Annotated in this window: 21 protein-coding genes and 1 other RNA gene; 2 read left to right on the top strand and 20 right to left on the bottom strand. The window is 38.2% G+C overall.

Translation table 11 applies throughout. The features are described 5' to 3' along the window. Nucleotides 1-105: 105 nt before the first annotated feature. The 8 genes from HRT55_RS00660 to HRT55_RS00625 all read right to left on the bottom strand — a co-directional run bounded on the left by HRT55_RS00660 (nucleotide 106) and on the right by HRT55_RS00625 (nucleotide 10,393). On the bottom strand, nucleotides 106-1,398 hold the full coding sequence (locus HRT55_RS00660; RefSeq protein ID WP_291618054.1) for a hypothetical protein: 1,293 nt from the start codon (nucleotides 1,396-1,398) through the stop codon (nucleotides 106-108). Between the two features lie 2 nt (nucleotides 1,399-1,400). After that, the gene (locus tag HRT55_RS00655; protein WP_291612929.1) at nucleotides 1,401-2,015 is read right to left on the bottom strand and encodes an energy transducer TonB; all 615 of its coding nucleotides are present in this window, start codon (nucleotides 2,013-2,015) and stop codon (nucleotides 1,401-1,403) included. Between the two features lie 3 nt (nucleotides 2,016-2,018). Further along, the gene (locus HRT55_RS00650; protein ID WP_291612927.1) at nucleotides 2,019-2,420 is read right to left on the bottom strand and encodes a biopolymer transporter ExbD; all 402 of its coding nucleotides are present in this window, start codon (nucleotides 2,418-2,420) and stop codon (nucleotides 2,019-2,021) included. Nucleotides 2,421-2,432: 12 nt separating this feature from the next. After that, nucleotides 2,433-2,957 carry a MotA/TolQ/ExbB proton channel family protein gene (locus tag HRT55_RS00645; RefSeq protein ID WP_291612925.1) on the bottom strand — a complete coding sequence of 175 codons (525 nt, stop codon included), beginning with the start codon at nucleotides 2,955-2,957 and terminating at the stop codon, nucleotides 2,433-2,435. Beyond that, nucleotides 2,957-4,306: a MotA/TolQ/ExbB proton channel family protein gene (locus HRT55_RS00640; RefSeq protein ID WP_291618052.1), complete on the bottom strand. Its 1,350-nt coding sequence runs from the start codon at nucleotides 4,304-4,306 to the stop codon at nucleotides 2,957-2,959. The genes HRT55_RS00645 and HRT55_RS00640 overlap by 1 nt, the downstream gene beginning before the upstream one ends. Further along, nucleotides 4,306-5,085: a DUF3450 domain-containing protein gene (locus HRT55_RS00635; protein ID WP_291618050.1), complete on the bottom strand. Its 780-nt coding sequence runs from the start codon at nucleotides 5,083-5,085 to the stop codon at nucleotides 4,306-4,308. The genes HRT55_RS00640 and HRT55_RS00635 overlap by 1 nt, the downstream gene beginning before the upstream one ends. Nucleotides 5,086-5,594: 509 nt before the next feature. Beyond that, a complete protein-coding gene (locus HRT55_RS00630) occupies nucleotides 5,595-7,538 on the bottom strand; it encodes a S9 family peptidase (protein WP_291618048.1) in 1,944 nt (647 codons plus the stop codon). 170 nt (nucleotides 7,539-7,708) lie between these two features. Then, entirely contained in the window at nucleotides 7,709-10,393 is a 2,685-nt protein-coding gene (locus HRT55_RS00625; protein ID WP_291618046.1) for a TonB-dependent receptor, read from the bottom strand. 650 nt (nucleotides 10,394-11,043) lie between these two features. Between HRT55_RS00625 and priC the strand changes: the two genes are divergently transcribed. Together priC and HRT55_RS00615 are read left to right on the top strand one after the other, a co-directional pair. After that, entirely contained in the window at nucleotides 11,044-11,727 is a 684-nt protein-coding gene (gene priC, locus HRT55_RS00620) for a primosomal replication protein PriC (protein WP_291618043.1), read from the top strand. A gap of 93 nt (nucleotides 11,728-11,820) precedes the next feature. Next, on the top strand, nucleotides 11,821-12,078 hold the full coding sequence (locus HRT55_RS00615; RefSeq protein WP_291618041.1) for a late competence development ComFB family protein: 258 nt from the start codon (nucleotides 11,821-11,823) through the stop codon (nucleotides 12,076-12,078). Nucleotides 12,079-12,114: 36 nt separating this feature from the next. On the opposite strand, the gene ffs is transcribed toward HRT55_RS00615, so the two are convergent. The 12 genes from ffs to pspA all read right to left on the bottom strand — a co-directional run bounded on the left by ffs (nucleotide 12,115) and on the right by pspA (nucleotide 23,460). Next, nucleotides 12,115-12,211: signal recognition particle sRNA small type (gene ffs, locus HRT55_RS00610), an RNA gene on the bottom strand. 154 nt (nucleotides 12,212-12,365) lie between these two features. After that, nucleotides 12,366-13,283, bottom strand: a complete 918-nt coding sequence (locus HRT55_RS00605; protein ID WP_291618039.1) for a DUF3014 domain-containing protein — start codon at nucleotides 13,281-13,283, stop codon at nucleotides 12,366-12,368. A gap of 204 nt (nucleotides 13,284-13,487) precedes the next feature. Further along, nucleotides 13,488-14,126 carry a maleylacetoacetate isomerase gene (maiA, locus tag HRT55_RS00600; protein WP_291618037.1) on the bottom strand — a complete coding sequence of 213 codons (639 nt, stop codon included), beginning with the start codon at nucleotides 14,124-14,126 and terminating at the stop codon, nucleotides 13,488-13,490. Between the two features lie 201 nt (nucleotides 14,127-14,327). After that, complete coding sequence (locus HRT55_RS00595) at nucleotides 14,328-15,317, bottom strand: fumarylacetoacetate hydrolase family protein (protein ID WP_291618035.1); 990 nt, start codon at nucleotides 15,315-15,317, stop codon at nucleotides 14,328-14,330. A gap of 469 nt (nucleotides 15,318-15,786) precedes the next feature. Further along, entirely contained in the window at nucleotides 15,787-17,337 is a 1,551-nt protein-coding gene (tyrR, locus tag HRT55_RS00590; protein WP_291618033.1) for a transcriptional regulator TyrR, read from the bottom strand. A 186-nt stretch (nucleotides 17,338-17,523) separates the two neighbouring features. Further along, nucleotides 17,524-17,877 carry a 4a-hydroxytetrahydrobiopterin dehydratase gene (locus tag HRT55_RS00585; protein WP_291618032.1) on the bottom strand — a complete coding sequence of 118 codons (354 nt, stop codon included), beginning with the start codon at nucleotides 17,875-17,877 and terminating at the stop codon, nucleotides 17,524-17,526. 120 nt (nucleotides 17,878-17,997) lie between these two features. After that, nucleotides 17,998-18,801 carry a phenylalanine 4-monooxygenase gene (phhA, locus tag HRT55_RS00580; RefSeq protein ID WP_291618029.1) on the bottom strand — a complete coding sequence of 268 codons (804 nt, stop codon included), beginning with the start codon at nucleotides 18,799-18,801 and terminating at the stop codon, nucleotides 17,998-18,000. A 250-nt stretch (nucleotides 18,802-19,051) separates the two neighbouring features. Further along, on the bottom strand, nucleotides 19,052-20,191 hold the full coding sequence (locus HRT55_RS00575; RefSeq protein WP_291618028.1) for a YcjF family protein: 1,140 nt from the start codon (nucleotides 20,189-20,191) through the stop codon (nucleotides 19,052-19,054). Between the two features lie 154 nt (nucleotides 20,192-20,345). Then, entirely contained in the window at nucleotides 20,346-21,833 is a 1,488-nt protein-coding gene (locus HRT55_RS00570) for a YcjX family protein (RefSeq protein WP_291618026.1), read from the bottom strand. 197 nt (nucleotides 21,834-22,030) lie between these two features. Next, nucleotides 22,031-22,477, bottom strand: a complete 447-nt coding sequence (gene pspC / locus HRT55_RS00565) for an envelope stress response membrane protein PspC (RefSeq protein ID WP_291610271.1) — start codon at nucleotides 22,475-22,477, stop codon at nucleotides 22,031-22,033. Further along, nucleotides 22,474-22,686 carry an envelope stress response membrane protein PspB gene (gene pspB, locus HRT55_RS00560; RefSeq protein ID WP_291618787.1) on the bottom strand — a complete coding sequence of 71 codons (213 nt, stop codon included), beginning with the start codon at nucleotides 22,684-22,686 and terminating at the stop codon, nucleotides 22,474-22,476. The genes pspC and pspB overlap by 4 nt, the downstream gene beginning before the upstream one ends. A gap of 108 nt (nucleotides 22,687-22,794) precedes the next feature. Further along, entirely contained in the window at nucleotides 22,795-23,460 is a 666-nt protein-coding gene (pspA, locus tag HRT55_RS00555) for a phage shock protein PspA (RefSeq protein WP_291618024.1), read from the bottom strand. Nucleotides 23,461-23,498: the final 38 nt, after the last annotated feature.

The raw sequence follows: 23,498 nt of genomic DNA, 5'->3' as shown, positions 1-23,498 counted from the left end.
ATAAAAATTTCATCCTAATAAAATTTAGGCAATAAAAAACCAGCATTACCGTAAGATATATGCTGGTTTTAATATTAAAATTTAACTTAACGCTAAGCGTTCAAACTAAATAGTAACGTTCTTGCGTCTAGCTGTGTCAACAATAAAGCTTTTCCAACCTTTAGCATTTCTACGTGCACTAGGGTCTTTCATTGCTTTTTGAATTGCTGCATAGGCTTTTTTGTATTTCTCAAGATAGAAATACGATTGAGCAATATTGTTATGAATTTGGCCTTGATTAGAAACACCTAATTCAAGAGCTTTATTCAAAGCAACAATAGCCTTAGCAAATTGCTCATCTTGTTTTAACAACATACCTTGTTTACGATAATGTTTCGCATTATTAGTAATTTTGGCTAATTCACCATAATAACTTGCGGCTTTACCAATATGTTGTGCTGAATGCCAAGCATTAGCTAAAGTAGCGATACTTTTATCGTCACGTTTAACCAGACCTGAAGCAATATGCTTTTCTAACAACTTAGCAGCCTTAACCGGCGCTTCAGATTGTGAGTATAAGCTTGCCAGAGTCTTTATTTGACCTTCTTTCTGCAAGTGACCAAGTTTATAAGCTAAGTCGAGTGTTTGAGTTGCTTTATCATAATCTTCGATCAGTAAATAAAACATTGGCAATTGTGTCCACCACTGTTTATTTTCCGGGAAGATCTGAATTACCGTCTCTAAAACCTTAACAGCATCTTTATACATTTTACGTTCATAGTAAGACGTAATTTTCAATATGTACGGGTTTTGATTTGGCTTATCACCAAAAGCAGCAATCGCTTTATTAGCTGGCTCAATTACTTTATCTAGTTGCTTTAATGAGTAATACGCATTAGCAATTTTAATATAGGTTTGACCATCACTCTCACCAGAGAAATCCATCCAAGCATAAAAAGTCTGCAACGCACCTTTAAAGTCTTTGGTCTGCATTTGCATGTCGCCCAATAACTTTAAAGACTGGCTATGATCGACTGTATTCAGTAGATCAGGCTCTATAGCTTTTTTAAGATATTCAATGGTTTTCTGCTCATTGTTACCTAAGGTTGCATACATAACAGAAATCATACGAGCTACATAAGCTTTGTCATAAGATTTTGAAGGGTCAATATCCAACAAAATATCTAGAGCACCTTTGACATCGTCCGCACTATAAGCTTCAAAAGCTTTTTGTACTTTCTTACCAACACGTGGTCCAACAAGGTGTGTCTTACGCTTCTTTTTCTCAGTTTTTTCTGCACCAGCAGCTTCCGCATAATTTGCAAACGGAGCCTGCGCAACAAGTAACGAAGCAACAACAACTAGAGAAGTGGATAATTTTTTAAGTTTTAAGTTTTTAAACACTAATTTATTAAACATAACTAATCACCTCCCATTTTGAAGTCAAGTTGAACGGTTAAGCCTTTTTGTACTAAAGGTACACCATCAACAATCTTCGGTTTGTATTTCCACTTTCTAAGTGCACGTCGAGCTTCTTTATCAAAGACACGCTTAGGTTTAGCTTCTATAACTTTAACATCCTCAACACCACCAATTTTATTGATGGAGAAAGAAAGGATTACATAACCTTCTTTACCATCTCTAGCAGCTTGAATCGGGTACTTAGGCTCGATACGTACGATCGGTGTAGCATCGCCATCACGTCCCATACCTGCTCCAGGAGCAGACAAACCAGTTGATGCGCTTGACATCTGTACACCCGGCATATTGAAGTTTAAACCACCAGTATTGTTGCTGGTTTCAGGCTCCGGTGTTTGCTGCTTCGGTGGCGTTTTAGGCGGCGGAGGCGGCGGCGGCGGAACACGGCGACGCTGCTCTGCTGCAGACTTTGGCGGCGTAGTATTTACTTCTACTATTATATTTTCTTGCTGATCTTCTTTGCTTCTATCTCCGCTAGAAACAAGGAAGGCCATAAATACAAATAAGCCAAAGGTAACTGCAGCGCCTAGTAGTATTGATACTAAAAAGCGAACCATATTTTACCCCTTCGCAGCCGCGATAGAAATTCGGTCTATGCCAGCCTCTTTTATTGCATCCATTACTTTAACAACAACACCGTGTTTGGCGTCTTTGTCAGCTTGAATGATTACAACATCAGTAGGTTGCTCAGCAAGTAATTTTTCAATTCTTGCACCAACACGTTCAATATCTACTCGACCTTTATCTAACCAAATCTCACCATTCTCTTTAATTGCAACAAAGATATTGGCATTTTTTTGCTTAGTTTGATTCGCCGCTTTCGGTTTATTTACTTCAATACCTGCTTCTTTTACAAAAGAAGTGGTTACGATGAAGAAGATCAGCATGATAAATACGATGTCTAGCATCGGTGTCATATCAATTACTGCTTCTTCGTCCTCACGGATTTTTTTACGTGCCATGAATAGTTCTCTCTAGTGATGAGGTAAACTGTCAACCAGTTTAGCCTTTGCTAGTTTAAGTTTAGCGTCAAGTCTTGTACTAAAGAACACACCTGATAACGCTGCAACCATACCCGCCATAGTCGGAATTGTTGCTTGCGAAATACCAGCGGCCATTAGTCGTGGATTACCTGTACCTTGTTCTGCCATGACTTCAAATACGCCGATCATACCCGTTACTGTTCCCAGTAAGCCGATAAGAGGACACATAGCCACCAAGGTTTTTATGGTAATCATACGCTTTTCGAGTAATTCTGCTGCTTCGGAGATCCAAGTCTCTCTAATTCGATGTGCATACCAAGACGTAGTGTCTGTACGAGCTTCCCAATTAGCGATAATACTATCTCTAAGTTTTGGGTACTCTGATGTTAAGAACCAAAAGCGTTCAATCATCAGTATCCACATTAATAAGAGTGCGAAGGCAACAGCATAAAGAACGTTGCCACCTGTCGCAATAAAACCCCTGACAGATTCCCAAAGCTCTATCAGGAATAACATTATTTGGACCCCTTCTCAGCAATAGCAGCGATTAAACCAGCGCTTTGCTCATCAAGTTTTTGTAAAACTGATTTACTCTTACCTGCAACAATTGAGTGGATTAAGATAAGTGGTAATGCACAAATCAAACCTAATGCTGTTGTAACAAGGGCAAGTGAGATGTTACCAGCCATGATTTTCGGGTCGCCGGTACCAAACAAAGTAATTGTTTGGAAAGTCATAATCATACCGATTACTGTACCTAATAGACCCATAAGCGGGGCAATAGCAGCAAACATTTTGATTAAGTTAACACCACGGTCAACTTGTGGAGTTTCACGAAGAATCGCTTCATCAAGTTTTAATTCTAGTGTTTCAGCATCTGCAGATTGGTTATCATAGAAAACTTTAAGTAGACGACCTAATGGGTTATTTTCATTTGGTTTATCAAGGTTTTTCTCTTGCGTTTTAATGCGAGAAGTCATGCCACCTAAAACGATTAAACGTTCAGCTGCAATAAGAAGACCAATGATAAATAATACCGTGATAGCGTAACCAACTTCTTTACCTTCATGGAAGAATTCTTCAACAGTTTTCTTACGTGTTTCTAATGCTAAGATACCACCACGTGAAGGATCGACATAAACTGCGGCATATCCTGAAGAAGTATTGAAGAAATCTGCAGCAGTTTCACTGATATAGCCTGCAGGTTGTTTAGGTAAAGGTTGAACTTGACCTACTTCATCGTTGTAAGTTAAGTAACCGTCAGCTGATACTAGGTTAAAAGTACCGATACGAGTAATCGTTTCAGTAGATTTAGTGCCATCAAGTTTAGTTACATCAACACTGAATTGTGAAATTTTACCTGACTCAGTCATTTCAGTTTGTAAAGCAAACCATAATTCTTCTAGATCAGCGATACTTGGAATTTCTTTTGCGTTAGCGATACGATTAAGTGCTTCACCACGGTTAGGAAACTCAGCACTTACAATTGAAGTACTGATTTGGCCAAAGGCATTAGCAGCTGCAGCACGTGAAACACCAAACATTTCACCTAAAGTACCGGTGGCATTATCTAATTCAACTGACTTTTGCGTAAGAGAAATTTCATTCGCTGCATAAGCTTTAGTTAAACGCTTGTTACGTGCTTGCTGACTTGTTAACTCTTTTTTAGCTTTATTTAATAAAGCCGATTTGTCAGCGCGTGCTGATAAAAATTCAGCTTCACGTTTTTTATCAAGTTTAGCTTCAGATACACGGTCAGCTTTTACTTGTTTTAACAAATCATCTAATTGATTTGCTTGAGTTGTTGCTACAAAACCAGTCGTTAAAGACGCTGCTAGCAATACAAAATTAATAACTTTCTTCATTATTTCGCTCCCGCTGCAAATACTGGTAATTTAGCTAAATCCATCGGAAGTTGCTTACGTGCCATACGGATGGCATCAGTTATAGGTTTTAAATATTCATCACCTAACTCTTCCCATGCACGTGTTTGATTATTCCATAACCAAGAATTCTTAGCATCAAGAGATTGTGCAACAAGAGCAACGCGGCCCATGTGAACGAAATCAGCAGTTAGTGTACGACCGCCTAAGTCAATCTCACCTTGGTATGCATCAAAGATAGTACCGTAACCTGCTTCAATTTCATAAGCTTCAAGTACTAAACGAAATTGCTCAGAAGTAGTAACGTTTGAATCGTCCATTATATCGCGAAGATTAGCAATACGGTCTTTACGACGCTCAAGGTTCATCGGAACATCAAGCTCAATAAATTTATCAAGTGAGTCAATCATCTTGTACATTAACGGTACAACACCTTGCTTGAACTCATCGATACTATCAATTTGTCTTTGCAATGAAACTAAATTGACTTGTTGATCATCAACCATACGTTGAACATGGTCGTTATAACCACGTAATACGTCACCTTCATCAACTGCATTACGGTACTCAGCAAGAAGATCTTGCGTTTGTTCGTAGATGCTGTTGATTTTCGCTTGTGACTTTGCAGATTGCTTGAAGATTTTCGCTTCAGCTTTTTGAAGGTCTGTTAATGGATCAGCAGCAGCGATATTGCTACCAGCTAGTGCTAGTGCGCCAACCATCGCTGTCGCGATGAGGCTTTTCTTACTTACTTTGGACATAGTTCCCAACCATTGCTATTTTAATCTTGATAACCCTTCTTAACAAAGAATTTGTTAAAACATGATTACCGCGAATATAAAAGTCTGTCGTTTTTTTAAATGTAACTTTTTATGAATACAACTGGGCAATAGTCCCAAATGACAGCGGGGCTGTCAAGGCGAGACTTTAAAACAGATTGTATTACGTTTAACGTTATACAATTAATAACGCTAAATTGTATCGTTTTGCTAACAAAATTACTCAAATCACTATAAGTAAGCCGAGGGACAAAAATTTTGTAGATGTATGTTTTACTAACATCTTCGTAGTAAGTCAAATTTATTTACTCGAAGTGAACGAAATACATACAGGATGACTATTTTTATAGCTCATTTAACTTGTTGAAAGAGAGATAATAACTAGAGGGGGCATTGATAAGGGAAGTTAGATATAAGTAAATCCATTTAAGAAATTAAAAACAAAGGGTGTTTTTACCCTTTGTTTTTAATCATTATATTTTAGCTATTGTTTACTTTAAATGTTTTGCTAAGAATTTTTCCATCTTGGTGTAAAGCTCTATTTTATTTTCTTCTTTACTAAATCCATGACCTTCATTTTCTTTCATGATCCATTCATCATCGCTTAAGGTAATACCACGTTCTTCAAGAGCATCCCTTAAATCGGTAGCATGCTGTTTAACAACACGTGGGTCTTTGGCACCTTGAATAATCATTAAAGGTGCTTTAATTTTATCAACATGAGCTAATGGCGACATACGTTTCATCAATATTTCATCATCTGGATCACCTATTTGGATTTTTAACAATTCTTTAGCTGGTTCCCAATGTTTCGGCATAGAGGTAAATAACAAACCAACATCGGTCACACCCACATAATTTATGCCACACTTATATAAGTCAGGTGTGAAGGTTAAACCGGCCATTGCTGCATAGCCACCATAGCTTGCCCCATAAATACATACCTTATCAGGATTAGCAATACCTTCTTTAACTAGATAATTGATAGCATCAGTGAGGTCATTTTGCATTTCTGCGCCCCATTTCCCGCCATATCCAGCCTGTTCAAACTTTCTACCATAGCCACCGGAGCCACGAAAGTTAACTTGTACCGTTGCATAGCCTCGGCTTGCAAAAAATTGATGCTCTGGGTTAAATCCCCATACATCTCTTATACCAAATGGTCCACCATGAGGGTTAATAATAATGGGAAGATTTTTACCATTTGAGTCTTTTGGAATTGTGATATAGCCATTAATAACTAAACCATCACGACTTGTAAACTTAATAGGTGTCATTTCTGACATGTCATCAACATTTAACCAGCTCATTCTTGATAATAGGTGGCGAACTTTCCCTGCTTTTCTATCATACAGATAATAATTCCCAGGATCTTGATCATCATGTACCAGAAGCACATTGATACTTTCATCTTTCGACTGGCTAGAAATACTAACGCGTTTACCTGGAAAAGCTGACTTTAAGCCATTCATCATAGATTCAGTTTTTTTATCAAAATAAACTGTTTCAGGGTAATCCTTTATATAACTGACACCTAAAACTTTCTTTTGATGACGAGACATAATTAAATTACTAATATCGACATCAGCATCAGCAAAGATCAGCTTACCCAGTTTGTTATTTTTAGGGTCATACTCGTAAATTGCGGCTTTATCTCTTCCAATATTTGAAGCTACATACATAGTATCGTTGTCAAAATCATAAACCAGGGGAGCAATGCCTTCATCTAAGGGGCTAAATTCTCTTGTTACAGTGAACTTTTCGGCACCTTGATCCTTGTAAAGTAGCTGTCCTTTTAGACCATTTAATGTGGTAGCACCACGTACTTTACCATCATTATCTAAAATCCAGCCTTGAACATCCCCTGGGTTTTTAGCTATTAACTTCATCCTTGGGTTTTTCTTGCGCTTTTTATTCCAACGACTATGAATATTTAACTTGTATAAATCTGGTGCTTTAATTCTCCTACCATTATATTGAACTATTATATGATCAGGGTCATTGGGTAGAGTGTGCACCACAGCGGCAGTTCGAATACCTGAAGCACCTGACTTGGAGCCTACTAGTAAATCTACCCTCGGCTTTTTCTTAGATATATTAACTTTATATAAACTAAATGCTTCAGAGCCATCACTCTGAATAGTAAATATAATATCTTCATTGTTTGCCCAAAAAAAACCAGCAATATCCTGCTCTTTCAAACCGGTTACAGCTCGAATATTTTTTAAGCCATCAGTTTCCATTATGGCAATATTTTTTCGTTTGCCGACGGGTGAAATTACCGCTAATTTACTTCCGTCAGGTGAAAGCTGCAGTGAAGTGAATTTGGGGTTTTTAAAAAAATCTTCAACTTTTAACTCTGATGCACTTCCCCAAGCAACATCGGTGAAAGTTACAAACAACATCAAAGTGACGAATTTTTTCCATATTTTCATTTATTTTCTCCTACTAAAACAATAACCCACACACTTGTTAATAAACAGTTAACCATTACACCGGTGATGTTTTGGCTTAGCCGTCATTATGGACAAGATTCTATGGGCATAAAAAAACCTGTTAAATAAATTTAACAGGTTTTTAACATAATAACTAGGTTAACTGGATATTAGAAAGATTGTTCAATTCTAAAGTAAACAGTACGACCAGTTAGGTCATATAAAGACCAACTTACATCACGATAGTCACGGAAACCAAGGTATTGTGAAGGAGCTTCTTCATCAGTTAAGTTATTGACACCAAGTGTTAAACGCGTTCTAGTTGGTGCTGTATAAGCAACCTGAAGGTTATGTTTAACATAAGTAGGGATATCAGCTAAGTAATCAACTTCCCACTCTTCGTTACCTGAATCTTGAGCAGCAACATAGAAAGTAGTCCAAGTAGCAGTAAAGTCTTCATAAGAATAACCAATTGTTAAGTCACTCTTTAAATCTGGGAAGTCTTGTAAACCAGCTGAATCAAATGGCTTTGAGTCTGCCTCTGCTTTTTCTTCAAATGACATTACATATGATGCATTCAAAGTAGCAGCGAAATCACCAAATGAAGTTTCATGTGTGTAACGTAATGCGAAATCTAAACCGTCTGTAGACAATGAAGACTTGTTGATATAAGTCGTTTTCATGTCTTCAATTTTGCCAACGCCGCTAGAACCACGGTTAATATTAGAAGGGTATTGGCCTAATCCGCCGTTTTCTTGCTCTATACGCAAAATTTCACTGTTAGAAACACTATCAATCTTATTATCGTAGTTAATTGCGTAATAAGTAACTTCTACAGATAAGTTATCAAGTACATCCCAAACACCACCAATAGTAACAGAATCACCTGTTTCTTCGGTTAAGTTTTCATTACCACCAAACCAAGTTGCAACTTGCTCACCAGCATTAGAACAGTAACCTGACTCATCTTGACCAGGGTTAGCATCACACCAAGCTGTATCACGAACAGTAGGGAAACTTAAAGCATCTGATTGGAACATTTCACCCATATTAGGTGCTCTGAACGATTGTCCCCATGATGAACGTAATAATAAGTCTTCCATTGGTCTCCAAGTTAAACCAATTTTTGGCACAACCTTATCGAAAGTTGACTTTGAAATACCACGGCCAACGTCACCTTCTTGTTCATATTTCTCGTAACGACCCGCTAAGCTTATGTCAAAATTCATTGGTAAAGCCATTTGAATTTCTACATATGCAGCAGTACGGTCACGAGTAGCGTCAACATCATCGCCACCAGAGCCACCAGAAACAAAACCGTTTGCCGATTCAGGATCACTCTTTTGAGAAAAATCTATTTTTTCGTACTCAACACCAACAACACCAGCTAGTATGAAATCACCTTCATCGATGAATGTTGTAGAAACTAAACCATCAATTTGTTGACTTGCATAACGGCCTTGGTAAGTTCCTGTATGGTTAGCTTCCTGGTACATATCTTTCATGTCAGCATTCCAAGCATCAAAACTTTTGCCAGCATTATTAAATATATCGTAGTTACCAGAATCTACCTGTGCTTGAAAAGCAACATCGTTAACTAAGTTCTGACCAAAGCTGTTAGTAATTGATAGGCTATTTTGATAATTAACTTCCCAATCAAGACCTAAACCAATATCAGCAGCACCTTCAAAACCAAATACTACGTCAGAAGTAACAACTTCTGTTTTAGTATCGCGAGCGCCGATAGGTGCAGCACGTGTATACAAACGTACTTTTGTACCCGTATCACCGGTAGGGAACATTGGGTTATCTGATTGCATGTAAATAGGAGCAGTAGATACTGGAGTAGCAGCATAACGCGAATCCGTTTCGTTGATACTTGCCATTGCACGACCAACAAAATTGATATCATCTGTCATTTCATAACTGAACTGAGTGAATATTGAATTTTTTTCATTATCTGGGTAGAACTTTGTTACAGCGCCGTAATTATATTTACAACGACCGTTATTCGCGCCATCAGTAGTATCTACAACATCAGGAGCATCCGCACAAAGTGCAGAGTTAGACTTCCAATCATCATCGCCTACAGCGTCGCTAAAGTAGTTAGTTACTGGGCTATATGAACTGTAACCACTGTATACGTCAGCATCGTATACAGGCCATAAATCACGATCATAAACTGCATCAGATTCAGAATGTTCATAGGTAAAGACGATATTACCTTTATCAGAAGTAAAACCTGTAGTCAGTGTAAATGATTGACTTTCGCCACCGTCAATCTTAGGAGATGAAAATTCATATTTAGCATGAACACCGTCGAAATCTTTCTTAGTGATGATGTTGATTACACCGGCAACAGCCGCAGAACCATATACAGCAGAAGCACCGTCACGTAAAATCTCAATACGTTCAACAATTGACATTGGAATCAGAGAAGTATCAGCTGAAGAGCCTGATGAAGAACTTGTACCTGGCATACGACGGCCGTCTAATAATACTAAAGTAGCATCAGAACCTAAACCACGTAAATTAATACTTGAAGAAGCTGCAGCACCTGCACCATAACCTGAAACACCGGTCCAAGAACCAAATGCGTTAGCTGATAAGTTATTTAAAACGTCAGCAACTGTAGGAGAGCCTGAAAGGCTAATGTCGGCAGCAGTAATTACAGTTACTGGTGAGCTATTTTCAAGGTCAACTTGTTTGATACGTGAACCTGTCACTTCAATTTTTTCTACTTCTTCAGCGCCTTCATCAGCGGCAAAAGCTGGAGCAGAAATTGCTGCGGCAGCGCCGGCACCAAACATCATCGCTAAACGGATGGCTTTAGCTACTTTACTATTGTTATACATGTTTACTCCCTGGATCACATAGGTGATTTGGTTGTTTATTTGTTTGTTTTTATTTTAAAAAGACTCAAAGCTATGCTGCTTCGTTAATCTTTATCAAGTCGTATGACCTGATCTGTCGGTTAAGATAGTAAACGGGAATTACCGGAACCGTCAACACCAATTGTAATCAAATGACAATCTTTCATACATATGGATACATTTACACACATTATCACCCCAAGATAGAGCCAACCAAGAACGATTGCAACATACTGTTTTAAAAGATAAAAACAAGACGCGACACATGAAAAACATCACAATAAATAAATTTGAAAAGATATTGTAAAAAAACACTATAATTATACTTACATTTCTGTAACAAAGTAAAAACTCCTATTATTAACAACAAGTTAAATATTTACCATCTAGCAACTTACTTTCATAAATCAAATGTCCGCCACAGCCAATTAAAATATAAAACCAATTATTTCAATTGGTTAGAAACATAAATATCACCTTTGTAAATTTATGATTACAAAATAGTACCTTTTACTTTATGGGAATTTTAAAACTAGGCCACATTTAGCTATTTACTTAAGCCCTAGATACTGTTTTAGCTTTATCATCAACTACGTTATAATTAGGTTCCATATAACATACCTGCTCAATATATGAACAACAACCGACAACAAATAGCTATTCAGCGTTTATCAACGCTACTTGAACATTTATCTGGCCAGGCTAAGAAAATTGACCAGTTAAACGCTAAAAACAAATCCCATTACCTTATTGAAAATAACAACCTATTCTCTAAACATCTCTTTAGCACTGAGAGCGATAAATTTTCGCCTTACACTAAAGAAGTTACCAAACGCTTAAACGAATTTTCTCGACTGTACAATTCAAGTGCTAACAATATTAATAAAGCAGAGTTTGCGCTGTCATCATTAAAACGCATAGAAGAGCAAATTTCGGCTTTAATGAAGGCGATACAGGCAAACCAAACAATGCATCAAGCTGCCCAAGTTAGTTTTGACGCTAGGAAGAAAGTTCGGGTAAAATCGGCTCAAGTAAAGCAATTACAGCAAAATGATATTTACAATAAAATAGCAAAGAATGTCCTCCTTTCAAGTCATCAACTGCATCAGCAACTGATCGAACATCATGAGTTCGAAAGAAGGCTAATGGAAATGATTAGTGAGCGAGAGCAACAGCGTATGAGAAGTAGAGCGAGTAATATTGACAAGCTTTCACAGGAAGTCCTTGCTTTACACCAACGCCTTGGACGTTGTCGAAAGGCTATTTCAGCCATAGAACAAAAAATCAAACTTGCTGAAAAGAAAAGCCTAAGATAGCAATCAAAGCTTAAGCTTATATATTCGCATTTTGTTTTAACTAAGGTTACTCTTTATGTAAGTTCTATTTACTGCAAAATATAAAGGGGTTTTATGAAAATTTCAGATGACATTCACAACTATTATGAAAAGTTAGTTGTACAACACTTTGTTAAAGCAAGATTTGATGATAAGTATGAGGTAGATTTTATTGCAGACTTAACCTGTGTGGTATTAAATCAATTGCCAACACGTTATATTCGCCATGAAGTTGATATGGCTTTTTATTTACCGCCATCAGAGCGTTTCGAGATGGAATCAAAAGTAAAAAAAGCTATCGCTGATGCACTAGAATTTATGCATGTGAATTAAGTGATTTAATAGCAATATAGAGAGGTTGGGTGGCGACCCAACCAGCCACACCTCGGCACATGAGTCGTCTGCTGCGGTTGCTTCCTTCCGGACCTGGCCGAGTTCACAGAGTATCATTGCGAGGGGACCGAAAGGGTCACCATAGAGGCTTTAAAAATAACGTCTTAAAGCGGCGCGAATTATCGCTAAACATCGTTAGATATGCAAGCATAAGTTGGTAAAACATTACCAACTGCTTGCTTTTTAATCTCTATATGGAAAATAGTTAGTAAAACTTACTTATTAGCTTATTTAACCAGCTTTTCATTGATATCTAATAATACAGATTTAATGATTAATAAATTTTCTTTACCAATACGTAATAACAGTTTGTCACTATCATCTAAAGCTTCGAGTTGAGGGTCGTCATACTTATACATAACACTGGTACGCGTAACATTCATCGCTGACTTAGGTAGTTCCATATCTAGCACTCGTGTTATGGCATCTTGCAGGGTATAAGTGAAGTCATCTTCATAGCCTAACTCACTATATGCCTCATCAATTAGCGGTTTAAGATCAACATACCATTTAACTAGCATAGTACTATCCACTGAACGTAATAAATCGACATATAAGTCAAAGCGTTTACTTGTTTCGCTGTCCCACTGCCAAACGTTTTGCTGGCCATCAACATTCGGCAATTGCTCATCAATAGAGAACTTCACTTTAGGTTGAATAAAGGGGCTATGATCGTAAGCCAGTAAGCCCTGAGCAAAATTATCAGTAAAAACTACAAAGCGGCGAATAATATCCTCAGTAATCAACAGTGATAATAACTCATTACGCCATGTTAGCTCAGGTAACTTTCCTTGCACCCAAGCATCACTCTCATCCAATGGTGGTAATGACACCGCAATGACCTGCTCGATAACAATTTTTTCGGCAATTGGCTCTACCACATCACTAATAGGTGCTAAGGCTTCAGATAACTCAATAGCATGCTTAATTTCTTCCACGGATTGCATTGGCTGACTAGCCTCTGCTACAGGCTCTTGTTTTAACAATTCACTTGAGTCCATAGCACGTTTTTCGATTTCCCCCGCTGAAAACTGCCATAAAGCGACTGCCACTAAAACGAGAGTAACTATAAATATAATAAGCGGACCTGAATTTTTTTTACTTTCGCCCTGCTCTTTTAGCTGTGTTGGTTCTACGTTTTCCATGGCTATCCAAATTATCTTTAGTTAATGCTAAGTAAACATTATTGCAACGCTTTTTGCCTCGTGATGCAACCATCAATGCGTTTTTTCTTAGATTTTTATGTTATTTTTTGTTTTCAAATATAAATCACATAAAAATAAGCCTCTGTCATGTAGTGGCTTATTTAATAAGTAATATTATTCAATGGCTAACACGATTAAATTAGCCTATTGCGCATCGGCCTGATTTTCAGGTAAAGCTTTGATAAAAGCGGGTAACTTATTACAGTTTGCAACCACTTGATTGATTATGGGATAGGCACTCATATCAACATTAAATCGATGGGCGTTATACACTTGTGCGACTAAGCAAATATCAGCCACACTCACCGAATCGGCAAAGCAATACTGCCCTGCACTGTCATTTAATTGTATTTCTATGGCGGTAAAACCTATAGTCATCCAATGTTCAAGCCATAACTGTTTCGCCTCACCAGTGATATTGAGTGAACCGGACAAGTACTGTTGTACTCGTAAATTATTAAGAGGATGGACCTCACAGGCTATATCTAAAGCTAACGCATGAACTTTGGCTCTTCCTTTTCCATCACTAGGGTATAACGCTTGTTTTGGATGACTTTGCTCGAGATAATCAATAATGGCTAATGATTGGTTTAACGAAAAATCGCCATCAACTAAAGTAGGCACTAAATGATTTGGGTTGAGTTCACTATAATCATTAGCATGTTGCTCCCCGCCATTTTTAACCAGATGTACGGAAATAGACTCAAAGGTTATTTCCTTTAAATGCAGTGCAATGCGGACACGATAAGCCGCCGTAGAGCGCCAGTAGCCATAAAGTTTCATAGTATTCCTTAACTGAGTTATTTTTCTTAAAAAAAATGCCAATTACCTGACCAAGTTAACTAGTCTAGTTAGCATTAGTGCGGATAATTAGCATTTACTTATAATTTATTTAAAAAGCTGATTTCAGCTCATATAGCCAAGTCACATGAGAACGCGTGTTTCAGTACACCTGAGCGATTCACCTAGTTTGGCTATAATTATCTACTGTGCTTTATATTCAACAACCTTTTGGTCAATAGCACCAAAGATACTTGCACCTTCACTATCAAACATTTCAATGCGCACGGTATCACCAAAGCTCATAAATGGCGTAGATGGTTTACCATCAGCAATTGTTTCTAACATACGAATCTCAGCTAAACAGCTTGAGCCAGCTGAGCGGTCGTAGTTTGAAATAGTACCCGAGCCTATAACACAGCCCGCAGACAATGGACGAGTTTTCGCTGCATGAGCAACTATTGTGGGGAAGTCAAAAGTCATGTCGACACCACAGTTTGGTTGACCAAATAGCTCTTTATTTAAATGGGTAGTTAACGGTAAGTGTAATTTTTTACCATCCCATGCATTACCTAATTCATCAGGCGTTACCGCAATCGGTGAAAATGCACTTGAAGGTTTAGCTTGGAAAAAACCAAAACCTTTAGCTAATTCACCTGGAATAAGATTACGTAAAGAGACATCATTGACTAACATTAATAACTTTATATGACTTGCTGCTTGCTCAGGTGTTGCGCCCATAGGAACATCATCTGTGATCACCGCAACTTCTGACTCAAAATCAATACCAAATTCTTCACTGGCAACTGCTATATCATCGCGAGGACCAATAAAGGCATCTGAGCCACCTTGATACATCAAAGGATCTGTCCAAAATGTTGCCGGCATTTCAGCATTACGCGCTTTACGTACTAATTCAACATGGTTTACGTATGCACTCGCATCAGCCCATTGATAAGCACGAGGTAAAGGTGACTCACATTGTGCTTGTTCAAAAACTAGCGTGTCTGTTATTTCATTGTTGTTTAGCGCTTGATAAACTTCAGCTAATTTTGGTGAAATCTCACTCCAGTTATCAAGTGCAGCTTGTAACGTAGCAGCAATATCACTAACCACAACAGCTTTATCAAGTGTGCGGCTAACAACAACAAGTTGACCATCGCGGGTATTATTTTTAAGTGTTGCTAATTTCATTGTTAAACCTTTTAATTATATTTAATTATAACTATACCCGTTCCACTTGAAGGTGCTCGTTTCAGGAAGTTTGAGCGACTCATAATCAAGACACATTTTTTTATTAAGGATTATTCCCTTAAAAAGAAATGTAACGCAGAGTCTTATTTGCTCAGCCTTCCCCAAGGGCTGGTTTAGAAACGATTTATGCTTCGTTATTGATTTTGACAAGGAGTAATCATTCTCTTCAATCAATGCCTTGCCTAAGGCGTTTCTAATTCCAGCTGAATCATGCAACTTCAAGTGGAACGGGTATATAATATTTCTCGATACAGTTAATGTATAAAAGTATGGTACGAATTTTTTCACTGACAACCAAGTTATAGCGTCAGCTTATTAACTAACAGTACGGAATAATTTCTTTACGGCAATTATTACACTGATATTAGCCTTAAAATACACGCCTTTATGTTCAGGACCATTACTTCAACTAAATTTTAACTGTTTTTTTATTAATATCGTATTCACGTAACTTATTGGCAATCGCTGTATGGCTAAGGCCAAGCTTTCTAGCCAGTTGTCTGGTACTTGGATAAGCGGGATACAATTTTCGCAATAGGTCTGCTTCAAAGTTTTTAACCGCAGCATCTAATGTGCCTTCAAACTCTTGCTCTAAATAACCATGCTCGCGAGTATAAGCCGGTAATGCTAAGTGACTGGTTTCAATTTCATCACCCTCAAGTAATGAAGCGGCACGGGTAAGCACATTTTCTAATTGACGTATATTCCCCGGCCATGGGTAATGTTCAATAAAGTCACGACAATCATCGCTAACTTTCAGGTGAGTACGGCCAATTTGATGGGCGGCTTTAATGATGAAAAACTCTGCTAGTGGTAAAATATCACTACGTCGCTCTCTTAGCGCTGGTAATGTAAGGCCAAAAACGTTCAAACGGTAATAAAGATCTTCTCTAAACTCCCCTATGGAGACAAGGTTTAATAAATCTTTATTGGTCGAGCTAATGATGCGTACATTAACGGTGACTTCTTGCTCTGAATCGACACGCCTAAAGCTACCATTTTGTATTACCCGTAATAACTTACTTTGCAATTTAGCTGACATCTCGCCTATTTCGTCAAGAAAAACAGTACCACCATCAGCCAATTCAAAGATGCCACGTTTACTCTGCTCTTGATCTTTTTCACCAACACCAAATAATTCAGACTCGGCGACATCATCGGGTAAAGCCGCACAGTTTAAAGTCATAAAAGCATTTTCGGCACGTTCACTGGCACCATGACAAGCCCGAGCAAGTAACTCTTTACCGGTACCGGTTTCACCCATGATTAAAATGGAAGAGTCCAGTGACGACATGCGCTTAGCTTCACGAATCACTTTTCGCATAGCACTTGAAGTTGCCTGAATGCCTGAGAAAGTATTCTCATTAGGCTGTTTAAAGGCATTCATTTGTTGACCAAGACGAGCTTCAGATTTTAATATTAATACCGCACCAGCAAGTACACGGCTGTCTTCCTCACCGGCAACATGAATTGGCATAATATCAGCAACAAAATCGTCACCTTGGAATTTCAAACGTCGGGTTTGCGCCAATACATCCTTAGCATCTAACCAGCGATTAAAATTAAAACCTTTCAACCACAAGCTAATATGTTGCCCAACAAGGGCGCCTTCTTCTTCACCAATAATATTTGAGACTATGGTGTTAACAATACGAATATTGCCTTTTCTATCGATTGAAATAAAAGGATCAGGGAAGGTTTTTATTAAGGTAGCAAGTTCATTTCTTTCACGCTCAGATGGCATGTAAGGTGCTGTTTTTACGTCACCTACGCCCTCAATCAAGCGTAATTGCGGCATAAATGTTTGTAAATCAGAGAAATCTAAATCAGGAATATTAATAAAAATACGCCCTGGTTGCATCAATTCAATACCACGTACATTAATGCCGTGCTCGACAAATATACCTAATACTTTTTCTCCCATGCCAACACGGTCATGACAAGTAATTTCCAAACGCATTTCACAAGCCCTTAATCTAGAATGAACAAAAGGGCTATTGTAAACTAATTTTTACGATAATAAAGCACAACATTTATCAAGTTGGGTTTTGATAAATGTCAGTACTTTATTTTGCTATATTCATAATTTTTATAAAAAATCAAACGAGCTCTGTAACTTATTAGACAAGACTATAGGGGAAATTAATTATTCGCCTAATTCATCCGTTTTAGCTGCGCAGATAAAGTCATTTTTATGTAAGCCACCAATAGCGTGTGTCCACCAAGTAACTTTTACCTTACCCCATTCAAGTAAAATAGCGGGATGATGAAACTCACTTTCGGCAAGTTCCGACACTTTATTGGCAAAGGCCCAGGCTAACTTATAGTTTTTAAACTTGTATTCACGCTCGAGCATCATGACATTATCACGTACTTGTGGCACCCAATCAGGAATTAATGCTATAAGCTCTTTAAGCTCTTCATCGCTTACCTTAGGTGCATCGACGTGACAAGCTTCACATAATTGGCTCACTAATTTTTTGCTTGATGGTGCAGTCATTATTTATCCTTAATGATTTTAATAGTTGTTTTTATAGTTATTTTTATAGCTATTTACTAAATTTTTTAACCATGATTTAAAGCTGCTGACTCATGCTTTAACGGTTTATTGAGCAAAGTATTAACTAGCTTGTTTGGTCGGGAATTTGGCCTGGTGTAACCCTAACATCTGTGCTTTGGCAACTAGCTCCATAATATCTTCAATTTCAAATTTTCGAATTTCATCTAAATCAGATACCTTGGTTAACATGTAATATATAGGTTGCATTATATCTATTCGATAAGGCGTTCTTAAAACATCTAAAATATTAAAAGGCTGACGTTCCACTTCGGTACTGTTCATGGCGTAATCTGTTTCTCCTGGAGAAGACAGTACACCACCACCATAAATACGTAAGCCTTTTGGCGTATCGAGCAAACCAAACTCAATAGTAAACCAGTATAGGCGAGCTAAAAACACCCGCTGCTCTTTACTCGCGTTTAAGCCCATTTTTCCAAAGGCTTCGGTGTAGTTGGCAAAAGAGGGATTGGTTAGTAGCGGGCAATGACCGAATATTTCATGAAAAATATCCGGTTCTTGTAAATAGTCCATTTCTTCACGACTACGAATAAAGGTAGCGACAGGAAATTTCTTTTCCGATAGTAGTCTAAAAAACTCACCAAAACCGATTAAAGCGGGTACTGGATAGCATTGCCAACCTGTTGTTGCCTTTAACACCTGACTGACATCATCAAGTTGCGGGATGCGATCCGTTGGCAAGTTTAATTTTGCTAAGCCATCATGATATTCATCACAAGCTTTATCTTTGATACATGCTAATTGACGAGCGAATAGCTCCTGCCAAATAGAGTTTTCTTCAGCTGACCATGCTATAAAGCCCTGTTCATCAGGTACTTTTGAAATATACTTAGTGCCTTTTGCCATAGTATTAACCTTTCATCTTAAGCGACGTTGTTATCGTTTTTTAACGTAATAATTTTTAACCTTGAACTTAACGTTGTAACTAACGACGGAACTAACATTAACTTCAAAGTAATTATTTTTATTGTTTAGTGCATTCATCTTATGACATCAACGTAGATAAAATAAAGCAACACGAAACGGTTAAAAAACAACCAAAGAGATTTACTGTACATGAAAGGTTACAGGAAGAAATACAGCCCAGCATCTCTGGCTATGAATGTTTACCAGGACTGATTAAAGATTTAATTTGTTGAGCGACCTTCTTACGTACCTGGGTTAATTTAGGCTTTTCTTCGAAAGGAATAGGTCGACATAGCTCCATGGTTTTAGCGCCTAACCTCGCGGTTAACATACCCGCGCCAAGGCCTTGGGCGAACCGAGCAGATAGCTTACCCATTAATTCAGCGCCAAGCATATCACTACCAAGATCTGCCACTAACTCACTCGCGCCAGCATAAGCCATATTAACAAACACTTGTTTTATTAACTTTATTCGACTCCAGTAGCCCAGCTTTAAACCATAAAGCCCTGCTATTTTATTTATCATGCGTAAATTGCGCGATAACATTATTAACATATCTATCAGCGCTACCGGGCTTAAGGCAACTAAAACCACTGCTTCGGTAGAGAATTTGGCCACTTCATTAAGCGCTTTATCATCCACTTTAGCTAACACCACACGCGAATAAAGCTGAACTAATTCACTCGAGCTATGATCTCCGACATAAGCATCATGCCAGTCTTGCTGCTCTTTCGGGCTATCAAACACCAAGTCGCAAGGCAGATTTTCGCTAATATGGTCACAAAAATCTTTACCACGTTGATTAGAAGACTCAGTTAATTGCTCAGCATCTATTAATAACAGCTCCTTTGCCTGCTGTTTCATTCTCTGCCGACTTTTGAACTGCTTAAGACCAATAAATTCATGCCATAAAGCATTACCTGCCACTAAGCTCAATGAGGTTAATAACAGCGCATAAAGGCTAGTAATGATCGGAGAACTTTCAAAACCAGCAACAAAGAAGTTAACCGCCTCAATGGCGAGTAATGTGACAAACAATACCGTGATCACCCGCCATAACCATGAGTATTTACCGCTATTAACATCTGTCACACCTTGGTGTAACTGCTCGGCATCCAGCTCTGACAATCTCATTTCATCAAGGCCATCTTCATTAACAGCTAAGGGTAAATAGTCATCATTGGTAAAAAGAAGCTGCTCGGTTACATGAATATTCGCGTCTTTATTTTGACCCTCGCCTTGCCCGACAAAGGTATCACTTTCGCTAAAAAGTATTTGCTGCTGTAAATTATCGTTGTCTTGTTTGTCTTTGTTGCCTGTCTTAGTCATATCTTTTACCTGCGAGTAAAAATGGTAACCCTTGTTTCATGAATCCACGGGGGTCAATATTGATGTTTTCTGCGCTCAACTTAGTGAAGTAAGAGCAATTAAATTGAATGACTTACATAGCCAATAATCACCTTAGCTTTATTACTTTCATTGGTTATATCATTTTATCTGCCAGTAAAAACTGTAACACTTGATCCATGCGCACATGGGGTAAACATTGCTGTTTGTTGAGACCTGGTAATGGCGCAAACGCTATAAAATCGAAACGGTTCGATTGCCAATAATCGTCTTTGGGTAACTGACTGGGAACCGCGCCAGGAAATAGCGTTATTTTTTGGCCAAACACTTCGGCTGACTCTTTACCCTTAGCCTGAACTAATCGTTGTCCTTGGATAACAGGAACATCTGCTCCTTTATATTTACTAACACCGGAATTAGTCGACTTAACAGAAGCTATTGCTAAGGTCTTAATCTGTACAGCTTCATAATTCAAATGTTGTTTATTTTGATGAATCAATTGATTTAATAACGCCACCATAGGGGCATGTTGCTCAGGAGTAACATGGTCAGCTTTGGTCGCGCAAAACAGTAGTTTGTCAATTTTAGGCGAGAATAACCGAGAAAACAGTCCTGACTTACCATAGCTATAACTTTGAAGAATCATTGACATGGCGAGCTCTAGATCGGCAAAACTTTCTTTGCCTTTGTTCAAGGGCGTTAAACAATCTGCCAGTACAATTTGTCGATCAAAACGCAGGAAGTGTTGTTGATAAAATTTACGCACCACTTGCTCTTTATATTCCAGATAACGCGCGCGTAACATCCCAACTAAACTGTCATCTGGCGCATTTTGATAATCATTAGCATCAAGTTTTTCTATCGCCGGAAAAGGGAAAAACTCTAAGATTGGCGCGCCAGCCAATTCACCTGGCAATATAAAACGCCCGGGTTGGATAACAGATAAACCTAATTCATAGCGAAAAGTATGTAAAAGCGCAGTATATTCCTGTGCTAGCTCTGCTAACAGCTCTTCACTAGCACTGGCAAAAGGGTCGATTGTGGCCAGTTTAGTCAGAAACATTTCACTGTATTTAGCCCTTGGCTCACACATCATTAAATCATGTGTTTGCTGCGACCACTCTTGATACGTTTGTTTAAGCATAGGTAAATCAAGTAACCACTCACCTGGGTAATCGGTAATATCTAAGGTCAATGTAGCCATATCAGTGGCATATTTAAGTATTGAATTTTTCGGTTGATAACGAATAGCCAAGCGTAATTCACTGATACCATGTGTTGGCTCTGGCCAAATTGCCGGCTCTGCTGTTAAGGCAGACATGGCGGCATCATAATCAAACCTTGGTACATGGAAGTGCTTTTGCGGTACCCTTTTCGCCGCAATAAAATTACCATTGTGCACAGGGTCAAAAAAACTAAGCTTAGTGCCATTACCTTCATTAATTAATTGATTCACCAATGAAGTAATAAATGCCGTTTTTCCGCTACGGCTTAATCCGGTAACCGCTAAAGTAACATGCTGATCGAGACTACGGCTAAGTAATTCATTGGCCTTACCTTTTAGATCGTTCTTTAGCTTATCTAGGCCACGTTTTTTAAAAAATGATTTACTTATGAATGCCATAACGAATTGATAACTTGTATATTAATATTTTATTGGAGAAGTCATTTGATAATAAGGGCTTTTAAAAAAAATTACACCTATTGATTACTTTTCATTAGAAAAGTGAGCGCGTCACGGCAAAGGTAAAAACATTAGCGTTAAAATAGCAAAGCTGTCAACGGACAGCTTTGATCTCTTACCAGGCTATGATTAAGCTATTACAGCTTATTAATTTCCCTTGAAACGGTAAACTCCGCCGACGTGACATACTGCTCCATCGCTTGTACCTTTTTTTCTAAAGAGCGAAACTTACGGCCAATATCATATAGCGCCTGTTTAGGCGGCTCACCCGCCTGCCAAATTCGCGCTTTTACCTTTATTGACTCATTGCTGACATCATATTCTTGCCTGCCTTGTTGAGAACTATTGGCGTATCGGCTTGTACCTTGATCACCTTTAACGATTTTTTCTGGCGATTTATCCAGAATAAACCAACCGGCAATATAACCTAAGATTAGAAAGGGCATACCAAAAAGCACACCAGATACCACTAAGATCCTTACCAACCAGGTTTCCCAACCAAAATAATCTGCTATGCCAGCACAAACCCCTGCTATCTTGCCCTGCTCAGCGTTACGATATAACTCACCTCTTTTTCGATTCATAATTTGGTTCTCCAGTTTGGGGTCTCCGCGTCTAAAATCGCTTCGAGTGTTTGTATTCTATCTGCCATGGTATCGGCAACTTCTGACAATTCTGATAACTGAATATACTCTTCTTGGCTTAACCCTTGGCTTACTTGTTTTTTACTGCGGTAATGCAACACCAACCATATTGGCGCAACAATGATCATAAATATAATGACTGGTGCCATGATAACTTCTTCCACAATACTTCTCCTTTTATCCTATTCTAGCGATAGTTTTGTTTATGCTTTATTCATGTTGTAGTGATAATTTTTCTGCGATGTTAATGATCTAAGCTATTTTTTCTTGCTTTTCATCTTAGCTTTTAACTGGGCTAATTCATCATCAACCATTTCATCAGTTTCAAGCTCAGCAATCTCATCGGCTAATGATTTACCACCTAAGTCATATGAATCAACTTCTGCTTCAATATCATCAACCTTACGTTCATAGTGGTCAAAACGATTCAAGGCATCATTAACCCGAGTACTGTGGATATTTTCTTTTACTTTTAAACGAGAGCTTGCAGATTTTTCTCGAATGACAATCGCTTTTTGACGCGCCTTGGCATCCGATAGCTTATCTTGTAATTGCGTAATTTCATCTTGCAACTTGCGGATATGCTCATCAGTGTGTGTTAACTCATCTAATAAAGCTTGCGCGCTTTCGCTACTTTTTTTCTTTTCCATTAAAGCAGCTCGAGCTAAGTCTTCACGATCTTTACTCAAAGCCAGTACCGCTTTTTCCTGCCATTGCTGTGCGTCTTTTTCAAGGCGATTCACTTGACGGCTTAATTCTTTTTTGTCTGCTAATGTTTTAGCCGAGCTAGAACGTACTTCAACTAAGGTATCTTCCATTTCTTGAATGATCAAACGTACCATTTTTGCTGGATCTTCGGCTTTATCTAATAAGTTATTAATATTAGAGTTAATAATATCTGTGAATCTTGAAAAAATACCCATAACATCTTCCTCAACTAATGGCTAAATTATGCCAAACT

Source organism: Colwellia sp., assembly GCF_013214175.1.
GTDB lineage: Bacteria > Pseudomonadota > Gammaproteobacteria > Enterobacterales > Alteromonadaceae > Colwellia.
The sequence above is the reverse complement of the archived record's forward strand: the minus strand, read 5'-3'. Positions and strand labels throughout refer to the sequence as shown.

Excerpts from the sequence above, each read along its gene's own strand:
- HRT55_RS00585 (WP_291618032.1), bottom strand. The coding sequence starts at position 17,877 with ATGACTGCACCATCAAGCAAAAAATTAGTGAGCCAATTATGTGAAGCT.
- HRT55_RS00605 (WP_291618039.1), bottom strand. The coding sequence starts at position 13,283 with ATGGAAAACGTAGAACCAACACAGCTAAAAGAGCAGGGCGAAAGTAAA.
- HRT55_RS00645 (WP_291612925.1), bottom strand. The coding sequence starts at position 2,957 with ATGTTATTCCTGATAGAGCTTTGGGAATCTGTCAGGGGTTTTATTGCG.
- HRT55_RS00635 (WP_291618050.1), bottom strand. The coding sequence starts at position 5,085 with ATGTCCAAAGTAAGTAAGAAAAGCCTCATCGCGACAGCGATGGTTGGC.
- HRT55_RS00615 (WP_291618041.1), top strand. The coding sequence starts at position 11,821 with ATGAAAATTTCAGATGACATTCACAACTATTATGAAAAGTTAGTTGTA.
- HRT55_RS00660 (WP_291618054.1), bottom strand. The coding sequence starts at position 1,398 with ATGTTTAATAAATTAGTGTTTAAAAACTTAAAACTTAAAAAATTATCC.
- HRT55_RS00575 (WP_291618028.1), bottom strand. The coding sequence starts at position 20,191 with ATGACTAAGACAGGCAACAAAGACAAACAAGACAACGATAATTTACAG.
- phhA (WP_291618029.1), bottom strand. The coding sequence starts at position 18,801 with ATGGCAAAAGGCACTAAGTATATTTCAAAAGTACCTGATGAACAGGGC.
- HRT55_RS00570 (WP_291618026.1), bottom strand. The coding sequence starts at position 21,833 with ATGGCATTCATAAGTAAATCATTTTTTAAAAAACGTGGCCTAGATAAG.
- pspC (WP_291610271.1), bottom strand. The coding sequence starts at position 22,477 with ATGAATCGAAAAAGAGGTGAGTTATATCGTAACGCTGAGCAGGGCAAG.
- HRT55_RS00595 (WP_291618035.1), bottom strand. The coding sequence starts at position 15,317 with ATGAAATTAGCAACACTTAAAAATAATACCCGCGATGGTCAACTTGTT.
- HRT55_RS00630 (WP_291618048.1), bottom strand. The coding sequence starts at position 7,538 with ATGAAAATATGGAAAAAATTCGTCACTTTGATGTTGTTTGTAACTTTC.
- tyrR (WP_291618033.1), bottom strand. The coding sequence starts at position 17,337 with ATGCGTTTGGAAATTACTTGTCATGACCGTGTTGGCATGGGAGAAAAA.
- HRT55_RS00655 (WP_291612929.1), bottom strand. The coding sequence starts at position 2,015 with ATGGTTCGCTTTTTAGTATCAATACTACTAGGCGCTGCAGTTACCTTT.
- maiA (WP_291618037.1), bottom strand. The coding sequence starts at position 14,126 with ATGAAACTTTATGGCTACTGGCGCTCTACGGCGGCTTATCGTGTCCGC.
- HRT55_RS00640 (WP_291618052.1), bottom strand. The coding sequence starts at position 4,306 with ATGAAGAAAGTTATTAATTTTGTATTGCTAGCAGCGTCTTTAACGACT.
- pspB (WP_291618787.1), bottom strand. The coding sequence starts at position 22,686 with ATGGCACCAGTCATTATATTTATGATCATTGTTGCGCCAATATGGTTG.
- priC (WP_291618043.1), top strand. The coding sequence starts at position 11,044 with ATGAACAACAACCGACAACAAATAGCTATTCAGCGTTTATCAACGCTA.
- HRT55_RS00650 (WP_291612927.1), bottom strand. The coding sequence starts at position 2,420 with ATGGCACGTAAAAAAATCCGTGAGGACGAAGAAGCAGTAATTGATATG.
- HRT55_RS00625 (WP_291618046.1), bottom strand. The coding sequence starts at position 10,393 with ATGTATAACAATAGTAAAGTAGCTAAAGCCATCCGTTTAGCGATGATG.
- pspA (WP_291618024.1), bottom strand. The coding sequence starts at position 23,460 with ATGGGTATTTTTTCAAGATTCACAGATATTATTAACTCTAATATTAAT.